Source organism: Pantoea sp. IMH (assembly GCF_000599885.1).
Classification (GTDB): domain Bacteria; phylum Pseudomonadota; class Gammaproteobacteria; order Enterobacterales; family Enterobacteriaceae; genus Erwinia.
The window spans coordinates 75,451-89,385 of record NZ_JFGT01000002.1; the positions used below are offsets into that span (position 1 = coordinate 75,451).

The 13,935-nt window shown below is 55.5% G+C and carries 12 protein-coding genes, 1 tRNA gene and 1 pseudogene; 5 read left to right on the forward strand and 9 right to left on the reverse strand.

All coding sequences use genetic code 11. The annotated features are described in order from the left end of the window. Positions 1-176 precede the first annotated feature (176 nt). The 4 genes from EA20_RS0100465 to nac form a co-directional block, all read right to left on the reverse strand. The gene (locus EA20_RS0100465) at positions 177-1,970 is read right to left on the reverse strand and encodes a thiamine pyrophosphate-requiring protein (protein ID WP_024964955.1); all 1,794 of its coding nucleotides are present in this window, start codon (positions 1,968-1,970) and stop codon (positions 177-179) included. Between the two features lie 118 nt (positions 1,971-2,088). Next, positions 2,089-2,910, reverse strand: a complete 822-nt coding sequence (locus EA20_RS0100470; protein WP_024964956.1) for a GNAT family N-acetyltransferase — start codon at positions 2,908-2,910, stop codon at positions 2,089-2,091. A gap of 31 nt (positions 2,911-2,941) precedes the next feature. Further along, positions 2,942-4,273, reverse strand: coding sequence for an FAD-binding oxidoreductase (locus EA20_RS0100475; RefSeq protein WP_024964957.1), 1,332 nt, complete (start codon positions 4,271-4,273; stop codon positions 2,942-2,944). A 193-nt stretch (positions 4,274-4,466) separates the two neighbouring features. After that, positions 4,467-5,384 carry a nitrogen assimilation transcriptional regulator NAC gene (gene nac, locus EA20_RS0100480; protein WP_024964958.1) on the reverse strand — a complete coding sequence of 306 codons (918 nt, stop codon included), beginning with the start codon at positions 5,382-5,384 and terminating at the stop codon, positions 4,467-4,469. Between the two features lie 350 nt (positions 5,385-5,734). On the opposite strand from nac, the gene EA20_RS0100490 reads away from it, so the two are divergent. From EA20_RS0100490 to EA20_RS0100500, 3 genes are all read left to right on the forward strand, one after another. Further along, positions 5,735-6,187 (forward strand): antitoxin Xre/MbcA/ParS toxin-binding domain-containing protein, encoded by a 453-nt coding sequence (locus EA20_RS0100490; protein WP_024964959.1) that lies wholly within the window; start codon positions 5,735-5,737, stop codon positions 6,185-6,187. Further along, complete coding sequence (locus EA20_RS0100495) at positions 6,187-6,663, forward strand: RES family NAD+ phosphorylase (protein WP_024964960.1); 477 nt, start codon at positions 6,187-6,189, stop codon at positions 6,661-6,663. The genes EA20_RS0100490 and EA20_RS0100495 overlap by 1 nt, the downstream gene beginning before the upstream one ends. A gap of 212 nt (positions 6,664-6,875) precedes the next feature. Continuing rightward, positions 6,876-6,951, forward strand: a tRNA-Asn gene (locus EA20_RS0100500). A gap of 54 nt (positions 6,952-7,005) precedes the next feature. Here EA20_RS0100500 and EA20_RS0100505 read toward each other — a convergent pair. After that, positions 7,006-7,338, reverse strand: a complete 333-nt coding sequence (locus tag EA20_RS0100505; RefSeq protein ID WP_024964961.1) for a type II toxin-antitoxin system PemK/MazF family toxin — start codon at positions 7,336-7,338, stop codon at positions 7,006-7,008. Next, positions 7,339-7,596, reverse strand: coding sequence for an antitoxin (locus tag EA20_RS0100510; RefSeq protein WP_024964962.1), 258 nt, complete (start codon positions 7,594-7,596; stop codon positions 7,339-7,341). Between the two features lie 324 nt (positions 7,597-7,920). Here EA20_RS0100510 and EA20_RS19435 point away from each other — a divergent pair. Beyond that, a pseudogene (locus tag EA20_RS19435) lies at positions 7,921-8,142 on the forward strand (IS3 family transposase); the annotation flags it as partial. A 67-nt stretch (positions 8,143-8,209) separates the two neighbouring features. On the opposite strand, the gene EA20_RS0100520 reads toward EA20_RS19435, so the two are convergent. The 3 genes from EA20_RS0100520 to EA20_RS0100530 are packed head-to-tail and all read right to left on the reverse strand — an operon-like array spanning position 8,210 to position 12,591. Next, positions 8,210-9,400, reverse strand: a complete 1,191-nt coding sequence (locus EA20_RS0100520) for a glycoside hydrolase family 88 protein (RefSeq protein WP_024964964.1) — start codon at positions 9,398-9,400, stop codon at positions 8,210-8,212. A 47-nt stretch (positions 9,401-9,447) separates the two neighbouring features. Then, positions 9,448-10,722 (reverse strand): oligosaccharide MFS transporter, encoded by a 1,275-nt coding sequence (locus tag EA20_RS0100525; protein WP_024964965.1) that lies wholly within the window; start codon positions 10,720-10,722, stop codon positions 9,448-9,450. Between the two features lie 36 nt (positions 10,723-10,758). Then, on the reverse strand, positions 10,759-12,591 hold the full coding sequence (locus EA20_RS0100530) for a DUF2264 domain-containing protein (protein WP_024964966.1): 1,833 nt from the start codon (positions 12,589-12,591) through the stop codon (positions 10,759-10,761). A 221-nt stretch (positions 12,592-12,812) separates the two neighbouring features. On the opposite strand from EA20_RS0100530, the gene EA20_RS0100535 reads away from it, so the two are divergent. Continuing rightward, positions 12,813-13,676, forward strand: coding sequence for a helix-turn-helix domain-containing protein (locus EA20_RS0100535; RefSeq protein ID WP_024964967.1), 864 nt, complete (start codon positions 12,813-12,815; stop codon positions 13,674-13,676). Positions 13,677-13,935 lie beyond the last annotated feature (259 nt).

The window sequence follows — 13,935 nt, forward strand, 5'->3', positions numbered from 1 at the left end:
TGGCATAAGGTTGCCTTAGGCGTGCCGTAGCTTTTTCTCAGGCACAATAAGCGGAGAAAGAATAAGGCATTCACTAAAAACCTGAGTCTCGCCTGCCGTTGCTCACTCAGGCACTGGCTTAGGCTTATACTGACGGCGCGTCAGGCATTAATCTACCTGACGCGCCTGGCATACCGTTATTTCTTGCCAGGCAGTACTTCATTCAGCAACTGGCTGGCGGTATTGGCCAGCACCTGACCCGCCCCGCGATCGCCTTTTACCATCGAGGCCATAAACGCCTTCGCCTGTTTGAAGGTAATGTGCGGCGGCAGCGGCGCCACTTCCGGGTCGGTTTTCACTTCCAGCACCACCGGACGGTCGGCGCTCAGCGCTTCAGCCCATGCGGCGCTGAGCTTTTCGGGATCGTCGACGTAAATCCCCTTCAGCCCCAGCGATTCAGCAAACTGTGCATAGCGCACATCAGGCACCGCCTGTGAGGAGACAAAGCGTGGGTTGCCTTCCATAACCCGCTGTTCCCAGGTCACCTGATTCAGATCCTGATTATTGAAGACGCAGACGATCAGCTGTGGCGTTGCCCACTGCTGCCAGTATTTCTGGATAGTGATCAGCTCCGCCATATTATTCATCTGCATCGCGCCATCCCCCACCAGCGCAACGACCGGCTTCTCCGGCTCAGCGAATTTAGCCGCTATCGCGTAGGGAACGGCTGCGCCCATACAGGCAAGTCCGCCTGAAAGAGAAGCACGCTGCCCCTGCTTAACCCGATAATCACGGGCAAACCAGTTAGCGCAGGAGCCGGAATCAGAAGTGACGATGGCGTTATCCGGCAGCAGCGGCGACATTTCCCATACCACGCGCTGAGGATTGACCGGATTAGCTGAAGCCATGGCCCGCTCTTCCATCACCTTCCACCACTCCTGAACGCCAACGGCAATCTCTTCCTGCCATGAGCGGTCTTCCTTCTGCTTAAGCAACGGCAGCAGCGCCCGCAGCGTTTCGGCGGCATCGCCGTGCAGGTTTACCTCGCAGGGATAACGCAGACCGAGCATCGCCGGGTCGATATCGATCTGAACGCCCCGCGCCTGCCCTTCTTCCGGCAGAAATTCCGTCCAGGGGAAACCAGAGCCGATCATCAGCAGCGTATCGCAGGATTTCATCATATCGGCGGAGGGTTTGGTGCCCAGCAGGCCAACAGATCCGGTCACAAAAGGCGCGTCGTCAGGCAACACATCTTTGCCCAGTAGCGCTTTCGCCACGCCTGCTCCCAGCACGTTTGCGGCCTGCACCACTTCAACCGCAGCGCCCCGGGCGCCGGAACCAATCAGAATAGCGACCTTCTTCCCGCTGTTCAGTACATCGGCAGCACGCTGGAGGTCTTCCTGATAAGGGATAACTTTAGGCCGCTGGTAGCCTACGGCAGAATGGGTAAAGCCGTGCGCGTGCGCCGGGGCTTCCCACGGCTCATCCTGAACGTCTTTAGGAATGATCAGTACGGCGACGCCGTTCTGTGCTTTGGCGAGGCGCACGCCACGATCGACAAGGTGACGCAGCTGAGCGGGCGTGGCCGTTTCCTGCACGAAATTTGCCACGTCGGCAAATACCCGATCAAGGTTCATTTCCTGCTGGTAGCTGGCGCCGCGCGCGGTGGTTTCAGCCTGACCGGCAATGGCCAGCACCGGCGCATGATCCATTTTCGCATCATACAGACCGGTCAGCAGATGCGTGGCGCCCGGCCCGCCGGTAGAAAGGCATACGCCCATTTCGCCGGTGAATTTGGCGTGGCCGACGGCCATAAACGCGGCCATCTCTTCATGGCGCACCTGAATAAACTCAATGCCCTCGCCGCGCTTTTCCGCCCGCTGAAGGGCACCAAGCACGCCGTTGATGCCATCGCCGGGATAGCCGTAAATACGCGTCACGCCCCAGGCTTTAAGACGCTCAACAAAAAAATCACTGGTCTTGCTGCTCATTATCAGCCCCATCCTTTTTGATACATGAGCAGTTAATGATAGTTGAAGCGGCGCAAAGCGCGGGCAATCCTCAGGATTTCCGGGCAGGCCGCGCAAATAAGGGAAAAGAGCAGCGGATTCAGCCCATCGCCTGACTCATCAGCCCAAACGCCAGCATGCCTGCTGGCTGCCAGGGCGTACCGCGGATCATCGCGGTCGGTCTGTCCACCTCATGCAAGCCGAGGTGGCTCAGCCAGCTGCCCAGTCCCGAGGTCGTGTGGGTATCCATACGGACAAACTGGCCTTCCAGACCGCTCAGCAGCTCACTGACTAACGCCTTTGCCTGGCAGAGATCGCGACAGATTACCGGTCCGGCAACATACCCCCGCCCGAAGCGGCGCAGGCAGGCAAAGCCGCTTACGCTGCCCTGTTCTTCGAGAACCAGCATACGGGCCGCATTTTTTTGCAGCATGGCGATAAGTCTGGGACGGACCTGGCCATGGGCCTGGGTATCGAGCGTCGTCAGTACGGCACTATCTTCTGGACGAGCCGGACGCAGGATGCTCCCCGCTACTGGCAGAACCGAAGAAAACGCAGTCAGTTGCAGGCACTGGTGCTGTGAAACCTGGCCGGTGGCCACAAATCCCAGCTTCTCATAGAGGCCTTTACCTGCTTCCGTGGCGTGAAGCCTGACGTGACTTCCTTCAAGCGCTGTCAGGGCCGCCTGCACCAGCGCTTTTCCTGTGCCTTTACCCTGCGCTTCGTCAGCGACGATCACCAGCCCCAGCGAGGCATAATCCCTGCCCCAGCGCCAGAACAGGGTCGTGCCCAGCAGTTTGCCGTTTTCCTCCGCAACCACGCCCTCACCCAGCCACAGCGCCTGCTGCCAGTCCGTATAGCGATGCGGCCAGTTCAGGCGGCGGGTCAGCTCACAGGCCTCAGCGAGGTGCGTCTCATTCATCGTCTTTAGCTCAACCACTTTTGCTCCTCCTTTAAAGCATTCCCGGTGAATCAAGACCAGCCCCGTCAAATAACCGTGAATAGCGGAACGGGGCAGGATCGACAATGGGCGTCGCCCCGGTGGCAAGATCGGCAGCAAGGCGTCCTGCGCCGGGACCGATGCCAAAGCCATGCGCGCTGTATCCGGCAGAAATCACCAGACCGGGCAGCGTCGCGACGGTTGAGATCACCGGGATGGCATCCGGCGTGCTGTCAATCATGCCGCCCCAGGCCTGCTCCACCCGAAGGTTCTCCAGCGCAGGATACTCTTTAATCATCGCGGCCAGCCCCTCCCGCACCACGGCGCTGTCGGCGGCCGGATCGAGAATACGCACCTTCTCAAAGGGTGAAATCTGGTCAAACTGCCAGCGGGCAAACGATTCCGGCCCGCTGAAAAAGGCGTCAATCCCCAGATCGATAACCAGGTTTTTGCGGCGGGCTCGCCAGGTGGGGAAAAACTGGCGCGCATAGCGCAGCCCTTGTGCGCCGGGCGTCAGGCGGCCACGTCCGGAGACAGAGACGGTATAGCTCCCGTCCAGCTGAGGGCGGCAGGCAAATGAAGGTGTATAAAGCGGCATACCGATCGCCTGCGTAACCGGCGCGGTACGAAATGCCGTGCCGATTACGTTCCCCAGAGGTAAATCGATGCCGTGCCGGCGGCAGAACATTGAGGTCCACGCGCCGCCAGCGCAGATTACCCGGCTGGTTTTGATCGTTCCCCGCTCGGTAATGACGCCGCTGACCCTCCCGGCGGAAATATCAAGCCCGCGCACGGCGCACTGCTGAAATACGCCTGCGCCAAGGCGCTGAGCAGCAATGGCCAGCCCGGCAGTGGCCAGCGACGGCTCCGCATGCCCGTCGGTGGGAGAAGAGACCCCGCCCAGCCAGCGGCTGGTACTGCCCGGCGTCATCGCTTTCGCCTGGTCGGCAGTCAGGATGTCGCTGCGGATACCGTAGGCTTTCGCCATTTTCCCCCAGGTTTCCCAGGCCTCGATATCCAGCCGGTTGCCGGTGGCATAGACCAGTCCTGAGCGGCGGAAGCCCAGCTCCTCACCCGTTTCAGGGCCGAGCGCTTCCCAGCGCTGTAGCGCATAGATAATCAGCGGCAGCTCGCGCTCGTCGCGGTTTTGCTGGCGGCACCAGCCCCAGTTGCGGCTTGACTGCTCGCCGCCGACCAGTCCTTTCTCAATCAGCACCACGCTGATCCCCTGTTTCGCCAGTTCATAGGCCGCGGCCGTGCCGGCAATGCCGGCGCCGATCACCACGACATCCGCCGAACCGGGAAAGAACCGGCTGTCCTGTACATATCGAATTGGTGCAGGCATGTTGCTCTCTACCTCATAACCGCAGCCTGTTCCGCACGAGGGTGTGCTCTCTGGCTGCTGCCAGTAGCATGCCAGCTAATCCCTGTTTTATCGATGAATTCTTCAGGCTTGCGGGGCGGAAGCAGCGTCCGGAGAGACGCTGCTTCGCGACGGTATGCAGGACAGGCGAAGAGACGAAGAGTGAGAGCCAGGCTCAGCTCACCAGTAACAGCTCGCGATTTTCAACGAGCGGTTTGTTCAAAAGCGACAGCAGAATATCCTTCACCGCCTGAGCGGATGCAGAGAGCGGCGTGCGGGAGGAAATATTTAACGAAAGCGGCAGGCTCAGCGCCGGGCTGTTGATACGCGCCATCCAGGCATTGGTCGAACTGACCAGCGTGCGGGCGGCAGACTCCGGCAGCACGGTGACACCCGTTTCACTGGCGATGGCCGCGGCCAGCGTGGCCACAGATTCAATTTCACCGATAATCCGCGCGCTGAGCCGGCGTAGCGTAAAGGCTTCGTCTATCCGTTTGCGTACGGCGCTGTAGTCGCGCGGTAAAAAGAGGTTCATCTGTGCGACCTGGCTCAGTTCCACGCTCGCTCCCGGACAGGTTGTGGCGCCAACCAGATAAAGCTCCTCTTTCATCAGCATCTGGCTGGTAATGCCAGCCGTTGGCGAATGGTCGTAGAGTACTGCCATATCTAGCTGACCACTCATCACTTTCTCATTCAGTAAGAGGCCGCTGTTTTCATGCAGATAGATCCGCACATCGGGAAACCGATCGCGTACGGTTTGTAACAGCGGCATCGTCAGCGAAGAGGCAGCTGCGCCCGGCGCAAGCCCAACCGTCACCTGGCCGTTCAGCGTCTGTCCGGCGTTGATGACCGCAGCCTGCGCCTGTTCACACTGCCGTAAAATGGTACGGGCATGATCGTACAGAATTTTACCGGCATCGGTGGGCGTCACGCCCCGCTTGGTACGAATTAACAGCTGCTGATCCAGTTCATTTTCCAGCGTGGCCACTTGCTGACTGAGTGCAGGCTGCGCAATATGCAGCACTTCTGCTGCCTGGGTCAGGCTGCCGATATCGACGATTTTCACAAAATATTTCAGTCGTCTTAAGTTCATGTTGCCTCCGTCATAGGTCGCTGAATACCAAATTACTTTAAAGAGATTTTCCCCTTGTGCTGAAGGCGAGTTGCAAGCGACGTGCCAGAAAATGCTGTTAAAACGCCTCACCTCTCATCTGTCAGCTAACCGACGGTAAAATAAGAAAATCTGATTACCTCTTAAGGGTTAATTAGCATCCATAATAGCGAGGCTGCTGTCAGCGCTCATGATAAAGCACCAGAATGGTGCAGACGTTGCTGCCGCGATGTGCAACTTCCCCGCCGGTTAAGGCCTCTCGCGCCCTCGCGCCTTGCCTGCTCTGTTCAATTGAGCTAAAATTAAGCGCAAATGAACTCGTGGAGGTTATCATGGCCTTTTCTCTCTATACGCCGCATCAACGTCCGCCGCACAGTTCACTGCTGCTTTCACTGGATCTTCCCGAAACGCTGACCGAGGCGCATGATCGTATCGCGCACGGCCTGAGCGCCACCCTGCTGCGGCGCATCGCCTCCCTTTCCAGCCTTGAAGAGGCGCTGCTCTGCCGCATGGCTGGCATCGATCGTAATACCTACAGCCGCCGGTTAAGCAGCGCAAGCCAGACCTTTTCGGCTGAGCAGAGTGGCCGGGTCTATATGCTGATCCGCGTGATTTCCGCTGCCAGCCGGCTGTTTGATGGTGACATGGGCCGTGTGGCGCAGTGGCTTGAACGCCCCGCAAAAGGACTGGGGGGCAAAAAACCGGCCGATATCATCTCAACACCCGCCGGCGCAGAGGCGGTCATTACGCTGATCGGCCAGATTGAGCATGGCGTAATCACCTGATGCCCTCGGTCACCTTTTACCGGCTGGTGAAAAAAGCCTGGGTTGACCGCGCCTTCGATGGTGAGGGCGCGAGGCTCTATGGTGGGAGGTGGAATTCGGCGGGCCGGGCCTGCGTTTATCTCGGCTCCAGCAAGGCATTATGCGTACTGGAAGCGCTGGTGCATCTGACGCTGGACGACCTGGCAAACCACTATGTGATGCTTTCCGTAGAGATCCCTACCGCGCTAATCCGCCAGCTCGATATGCAGATCCTGCCTGAAGACTGGCAAGCCGATCCTGCCCCGCTCTCTACAAAATATATTGGTGATGACTGGCTGAAAAGTGACGCCGACGGGATGGTGCTGAAAGTGCCGAGTACCCTGACCGGTGAATGGAATGCCCTGCTTAATCCTGCGCATCCCGCTGCTAATGCAGCGCTGAAGACTGTGACGTCTGAACCATTTTTCTTCGATCCCCGCTTCCTGCCCGGACGCTGAGGCACCCCGCATAACAACCCTGCTCAGTTAAATAACCCGGCGGCATACTCTGCCGATTAGCTGGTGCCTGCTCTTCATCCGGTAGAGAAATTGCCCACGAAGGATCGGAAAAACAGCGAATTGCTGATTTTGCGCGCGCTTGAACAGAATTTTAACTTTCGGGCTTTGACATTCACCGGCACCGTCGATACTATGCGCCCCGTTGAAACAATTCCTCTGTAGTTCAGTCGGTAGAACGGCGGACTGTTAATCCGTATGTCACTGGTTCGAGTCCAGTCAGAGGAGCCAGATTCTAAAAAGCCTGCTTTTAAAGCAGGCTTTTTGCATTTGTGTCCGTTGAGCTTAGCTCAGAATAGCGTCCAGCCTCGCCAGCACCTCATTTACAATAGCGTCAGGTATACGTTCCAGGCGTTTGCCGTGTCGGGCTACCATATCAAGGGTTCTGGGCTGGTCACAGCGAATAACGCCCGTTGTTTTTGTTCCCGCTTCCTCCAGTGAAACGGTAAAACCGGCTGTACGGGCGAAGTTTCCTCCGCTGGTGACAGGAACAACTACGGGTAGCCGGGTCAGCTTGTTAAACGATGCCTTCGATACGATAAGCACCGGACGTTTTCCACTTTGCTCATGACCGGCAATCGGATCCAATGAAACGAGCCAGATTTCCCCTCTGTCCATTTACAGGATCTCCTTGCCCACGGCAGGCGAATCAATCCATTTCCTATCTCCCTCGCTCATTTCGGCGTGCGGATCGCACCGCGCCAGCAGTTCCTCAAGCGAATAACGGGGCCGTTTCTGGGGTTCAATAATCAGGCAGCCATTATCAATGGTCATACCCACTTCGCTATCTGTCGACAGCGCCAGCGTTTTCAGCACGGCGGGAGGAACCGCCAGCATGATGGATCCGCCGACCTTTTTCAGACGAGTTGTATACATAGAGCACCTCCGGATATTATATTTTAATATAACACCCATGGCAGGCGATGCACAATTATTCATCAGATTCATTGTCATTTCCTTAGCGTCAGAAAGCGTGAAGAAAGCCTTAATCTATCGAAGGATAAATCCGGTCGTTTTCAAAGGCGGCAGTGCCAATAAAACGGCGACCATCCTGATACATCAGTCGCTTCTTTCAGGTCATGACGCATTTCGTCCAGGCGGGAGCTTGGTTCGCGATAAGAAGGCCGATAATAGAAAACTGTTTTTGCGGTTCAAAGGATTATGACGAGGCAGATAAACGAAATGCGGCGTAGCTTCCGGAAACGTGAACGAATAAAGAGAAAGATCTATGGAACGCGGAGAGAAGCCCACAGCGATATTTTTGATTATATCGAAATGTTTTATAACGGTAGGCGCCGGCATGGTTCGAGTACTAAGATGCCACCTTCTGAATACGAAAATCAATATTATCAACGACCCGGAAGTGTCTGGGTTATCCGTGACGATTCGTTTAGCTTTTTTAATCAGCTCATTAATGGCTAAGACAATCTCAGTCAGAGGGGCCAGATTAGAAAAAGCAGACATCCCCGGATGTCTGCTTTTTTGCTTTCTACCAGTACATCTTCCAGCTTTGCGTCATTCTGACTAACGCTTCCACGTAAAAATAATCTCCCCAACTGGCACATTCATCCACGCCTTTATTGCTGGCGAGGTGATAGACAGAATGTTTCAGCAGTCCGTTACAGGGCTCTTCAGGGCCGGCAAGGTAATGCTGCGTCAGGGATGACATTATCCATCTGGCGGCCCGCAGGTAAGTTTCCCTTTCGGGATCGGTAACCGGCAGGTGTTTGCACAGCTCGAGTAGACCGCAGACGGCAATCGCCGCCGACGAGGAATCGCGCAGCGCGTCCGTCCCCAGTAACGCCAGATCCCAGTGACAGACACCATCTTCCGGTAGGCGGTTGAGAAAATAGTTGGCCACTTTTTTGGCCAGCTCCAGCAGCTCCCGGTTACCCGTGTAGAGAAAACTGAGCGTGAAACCGTATATTCCCCAGGCTTGCCCCCGCGACCAGCAGGAATCATCTGCGTATCCCTGCTGCGTGTCACCGTAGCGAGGCTCGCCGGTCAGGACATCCATATAGTAGGTGTGATAGGTGGACGCATCCTCACGGATCAGATAACGGGCAGCCTGCTGCACATGTTCATAAGCCGCCCGTGCGAAGCGTGGATCGCCTGTCTGTTCGCTGGCCCAGTAGAGCAGCGGAAGATTCATATTACAGTCAATAATCATTCTTCCCGCCTGCGCCGGATCGGCCAGATCGCCCCAGGCCTGAATGATGCGGGCTTTATGATGAAAACGCTCCAGTAGTGCTTCTGCCGCCAGCAGCGAGAAGCCGCGCGCTTCCTGATTACCGGTCAGCCGCCAGGCCGCCACACAGGAGAGCGTATAGAGAAAGCCGAGATCATGCGTATTCGTGTCATGGCGGCCAGCGATACGCAACCCGAACGACCGGACATGTTTCTCAGCCATCTCACGGAAACGTTCGTCCCCGCTCATCTCCCAGGCAAGCCAGAGCTGACCGGTCCAGAAGCTGGTCGTCCATTCCACGTTCTCCGTCAGTGGATAATAGCCGTCACGGCAGGTCTCTGCGGGAAAACGCTCGCCAAAATCGGCTAAGTTACGTGCGATTTTTTTCAGCACATCATCGCGCGTCTGGCTTAACAGATCGTAAAACTGGCTCGCTTCCTGACTATCGTCTATTTCCAGACGCAACGGTTCTTTGGTGCAATTTTTCAACATAGTTCGACTCCTGTGACGGCCGGATTGCCTGTTAGCTGGCGGTAGATTTATTGACGAATCTCTTCCGGGGCATTTTTATTTGGCGTACTGAGCACACCTCCCCTTTTATTTCTGCAGGCAGAGAGCGTCAGCGAAGAGATCAGCGTAAAGAGAAGCGCAATGCAGCCCATAATGATGTAGGTCTTTTCAAAGCCGATGCGGTCATAAAGCAGACCGGCGGGTGACGATACCACCACATTGCCGACGTAGAGCATGGCCTGATAGCCGAGCAGATACATGGTCGCGTTGACGCGTTTATCAAAGTGCTCAGCGATATATTTAAATACCGAGACCAGCAGCAGGCAGATTTCCAGACCGTAAAGCGGTTTAAGCACGGAAATTAATAAATGGGAATCGCACAGTCCCGAAATAATCAGACGCGCACCCACCACTAAACCGACAATCAATAGCCCTTTTTTGGCGCCCACGTAATTCACAAAGGCAGGAATAATCATATACATGATAAATTCCATTCCGGACTGCACCGTGCCCAGATAGCCAAATACCGCATTTCCCTGATGTACATCATCAAAGAAGGTCACAAAATAGCGAGAGAACTGCTGCTCAGCGATAAACATCATCCAGGCGACGCCCGCGATATAGAGACAGAACGCCCAGAACTTACTGCTTTTCAGCAGTGCCGAGACATCCGCCGGTACGATTTTTTCTTTGGAAAGGACTTCACTGGCGTGAACGGTATGGGTGTTCACCTTCAGGCTAAAAAGAACGAACAGCATTACTACCGAAGTCAGGCTGCCGAGAATGAAGTTGTACGCCGGGGATAAATTGAACAGGATCCCGGAAAACGAGGAGGCCACCGCCCAGCCCAGCGAGCCCCACATGCGGATCTGCCCGAACTCCATGCCGTTAAGGCGGCTGTAGCGATCCGCATAAGATTCACAGGCCGCCACGCCAGCATACCAGGCAAAGCTGAGGTAAATCGCCCCGACAATAATGCCCACCAGCGTGCTGGATAACAGCAGAGGTTGATAGACGTAAATAAAGAAAGGGGCCATCAGGGCAGACATGCCGACCACGAAATAGAGCAGGTATTTATTCATCCCCAGTTTATCGAGGATATAGCCGTAAACCGGTTTCAGAATAACGGAGAAAATCCCGTTAACCGCAAAAACCGTCCCGATAACGGTGCCGCTCAGGTTCGTTTTCTGACCGAGCCAGATCGCCAGCAGGCCGATGCTGGCAGACCAGGTAAAAAAATACATAAAAATAAATGCGCTAATTTTGTAATATTCCGCGCGATTTTCAGAAGTGATATTTTTCATAAACGCCTCGATAAGAGTCAGTCATTTCCTGCCGGTTCAGAGCCTGACAAAGACGTCAGTTTCCGTGCCGTCATCGCTGACAGAGAAAGAGTTTTCATTCATCCGGAACTGAGGTTTGCAGCTGTAGCCTTTATTGCGCTCGCCGGTCGCGACCACGGCGCTGACCAGCCAGCTTATGCCTGGCGCAACCGGCCCTGTCAGCAGAGGAATGGCGGCGCATTCCGCAAAGGTGATGCTGCTATTGGGAGGCGTGACGACATAATCCGGCACCCGGGAAACTACGGGAGAAAGATCACGAATCGCGCTGGTGCCGTTGCTGGCACAAAGCAGGCTTTCACAGCCATCCGGTGCAGCGTGGATCTCCGGGCCGTTTATCACGGCGAATCCGCCTTCTGCCGTTTGCAGATGGCGCGCACTGTCGATGCGGTGGACGCGGACATGCCATTCGTGACAGGGAATGAGCCAGGTTTCAATATGCACATCCTGCCAGGGAGACCAGCGCGACCAGATGTAGTCCTCCGTTACCAAAACCTGCTCACACTCCCGCCTGCCACGCCAGTAATTATCGTTTTCACACAGCAGCAGCATGGAGTCGCTGGCCGCATGTTTAATACCGTAGCGTCCCCGTTCCAGGGTAAAACCGAAGCGGCTCGAATAGGCAAATTTGGTATATTTCGCGGCGGTATTGACGTAATTATTCAGCTCCAGCTGGCCGGACGTCAGCATATAAACCTGCCCGCCACCAGGCGGATGCAGAATAATCTGCGCGGCCTGGGGAATTACATGTTTAGTCTGCCGTTCAGGCAGCGGTTGCTCCGTCGCTGACCAAAACGCATCCGTCTCAGGAAGGGCAACAATAAGAAAGGTTTTCAGCGCCCAGTAAGGCGAGCCGGGAGAGTTGTAATCTTCGCAGAAGATCAGGTTCGGATAGCTGTAACCCAGCGTCATAATGCCGTCCCGATCCAGGAGCGGTTTATCCCGCCACCAGCGTAAATTACGCAGGATAAGGCCCTTGATCTGGCCTGGCGTGAAAACATCCAGTCCGGACCAGGCCACTGCGCTCCAGAAGGCGACCGTGGCAAACCGGTAGGTCAGGCTACGGCCAAATGGGATGGAGGCGCCCTCTTCATCAGACATATAAACAAAATCACCGGCGAAACGTCTGGCCCGGTCACGCAGTTCTCCGGCGCGCTCCGGGTCGTCGTCGTTATTCAGCGTCGCGTAGATCAATCCATAAAAGTGGAACGCCATGGAAATATAGTAATCGCGGGGTCGCCCTTCACCATCGGAATACCAGCCTCCGCCGAGATAATAGGCTTCCATCATGGTAAATCGCTGGTGGATCACCGCCTCATCCCAGGGTAAGCCAGCCCGTTTAAAACCGAGCTGGACCATAATGGCGAAGTAGTTCCAGTTACTGTCCGGCATAACGGCGGTGGAGATCTGATCAAGCCAGCGGCAGAGGTTAGCAAGCTCTTTTTCGCTGAACTTATCCGTCAGGTTGTGCTGCAACAGCGCCAGCCCCAGACCATAAACCGCCATCTCAACAAAGCGTTGATCGTAGGGACCGGCTTCTCCCCAGTAAGCGGGTGACTGCGGGTCGGTGCCAGCTTTTACGGCCTGAAGATAACGGTCACTGAAGTGTTCTTTATCGCCGGAAGCCATCAGCGGGAAGATTCCCCACAGGGCGCGGGATAATCCCTCCATGCGGGCAATCTCAGGCCCGTAATGCGCGCAGGTATCACCGAGTGAAAAGCCAGCCTCTCCTGCTGAAAACTGGTTATCCAGCGGTTCCAGAAGCGCATGCAGGAACTGAATAACTTCCTGCCGGGAGGACAAGGGATTTGATTTTATAGTCTCGCGATGCATGTTCTTACCTCTGGCATCTGATCGCAGTCACTGCGTCATCAGAAAATAAGCGATCGGGTTAACGGGCATAACAGGCTGATGCGCAGAGAATAAGGAGGCGGCATGGCGTAAAACGTTAGCGGAGTCACAGACGCGGCATGCGCCTGGTACAGCGGTCTTGAAAATTTAAAAAAACGTTTTATTAATGGTTAATCTCTCCCAAAAATTAAAAATTTTGCACCATGCATCCGACTTCCCTTGCCGATAAACTTGAGCTTATTTCGCTGCGGGACAGCATTATTTCGTTCAGCCGGCTGAATGCGAACCCGGTGCGCTATCATCACTGGCATCAGTGCCTGGAAGTGCTGTACGTGGAGGAAGGCTATGGCGTAGTGATTGCTGACAACCGCCATTACACCATGCGGCCAGGGCGCATTTTCGTTTTCCCTCCCTTCACTCTGCATAAAATTATGGTGGAGGAGCGTGCAGCCACTATCTATCGTCGCACCATCATTCATGTTGATCAGAATGCGATCCTTAAGACGCTTGACGCCTTCCCCCACCAGAAACAGAAGCTTCTGCAACTCTCCGCTCGCGGTAGCGAAGCCTTTGTTGCCGATCTGACGGATTTACATCTTTGGATTAACACCCTGTTCACGCATTACAGCGCGCTGGCCGAAGGGCATGAGCTGGATCAGGAGAACGCCGCCACGTTACTACTCTCCCTGTTCAGCATGATCCCGGCGCAGGAGAGAAGCATCCGTGAGGATGAATACCGGCTCTCCCGTCAGGTGATGTTATGGGTGGAGGAAAATTATATGCACAAAGTGAGCCTGGAGACGCTCTCGGCAGATTTACAGAAATCGATGAGCTACCTTTCACGCCGTTTTCATGCTGAGACGGGAGAGAAGATCATTGACTATGTCACCACCTACCGATTGCGAAAGGCCTGTGAGTTGCTGCTGCGAAGCGATTTAAGCATTCATGAAATCGGCAGCAAAGTTGGCTTTGCCGACGCGACCTACTTTATTACTTCGTTCAAAAAAGGCATTGGTAAAACGCCGCTCCAGTACCGAAAAAATAGCGCCAGAGACCCGGCGGTTTAGCCGCACCAGCACCTGTAAACAGGCGAACCGGCCCCCTCACTTTGTAGTCAGATCCGCCCTTCTGAAAGGCCTGGCGAAACAATTATCTGCTATCGCGTATCAACCCTCCCCCGACGCTACCGGACTGCTCACCAGACCTCCGCCGTCCGGCGCGCCACAATTTCTCGTCTATGCTGTTTGTGGGGACTTTCGACAACAGAACAGCCCATCACGCCGTGGCGTTGGTTACGGCAACATTTTTTCAGGCCTGCCTGAAGCT

What these genes read in the sequence shown, in the direction of transcription:
- EA20_RS0100535 (WP_024964967.1), top strand. Translation starts at nt 12,813, where the DNA reads ATGCATCCGACTTCCCTTGCCGATAAACTTGAGCTTATTTCGCTGCGG.
- EA20_RS0100505 (WP_024964961.1), bottom strand. Translation starts at nt 7,338, where the DNA reads ATGGACAGAGGGGAAATCTGGCTCGTTTCATTGGATCCGATTGCCGGT.
- EA20_RS0100510 (WP_024964962.1), bottom strand. Translation starts at nt 7,596, where the DNA reads ATGTATACAACTCGTCTGAAAAAGGTCGGCGGATCCATCATGCTGGCG.
- EA20_RS0100490 (WP_024964959.1), top strand. Translation starts at nt 5,735, where the DNA reads ATGGCCTTTTCTCTCTATACGCCGCATCAACGTCCGCCGCACAGTTCA.
- EA20_RS0100470 (WP_024964956.1), bottom strand. Translation starts at nt 2,910, where the DNA reads ATGAATGAGACGCACCTCGCTGAGGCCTGTGAGCTGACCCGCCGCCTG.
- EA20_RS0100495 (WP_024964960.1), top strand. Translation starts at nt 6,187, where the DNA reads ATGCCCTCGGTCACCTTTTACCGGCTGGTGAAAAAAGCCTGGGTTGAC.
- nac (WP_024964958.1), bottom strand. Translation starts at nt 5,384, where the DNA reads ATGAACTTAAGACGACTGAAATATTTTGTGAAAATCGTCGATATCGGC.
- EA20_RS0100465 (WP_024964955.1), bottom strand. Translation starts at nt 1,970, where the DNA reads ATGAGCAGCAAGACCAGTGATTTTTTTGTTGAGCGTCTTAAAGCCTGG.
- EA20_RS0100520 (WP_024964964.1), bottom strand. Translation starts at nt 9,400, where the DNA reads ATGTTGAAAAATTGCACCAAAGAACCGTTGCGTCTGGAAATAGACGAT.
- EA20_RS0100475 (WP_024964957.1), bottom strand. Translation starts at nt 4,273, where the DNA reads ATGCCTGCACCAATTCGATATGTACAGGACAGCCGGTTCTTTCCCGGT.
- EA20_RS0100530 (WP_024964966.1), bottom strand. Translation starts at nt 12,591, where the DNA reads ATGCATCGCGAGACTATAAAATCAAATCCCTTGTCCTCCCGGCAGGAA.
- EA20_RS0100525 (WP_024964965.1), bottom strand. Translation starts at nt 10,722, where the DNA reads ATGAAAAATATCACTTCTGAAAATCGCGCGGAATATTACAAAATTAGC.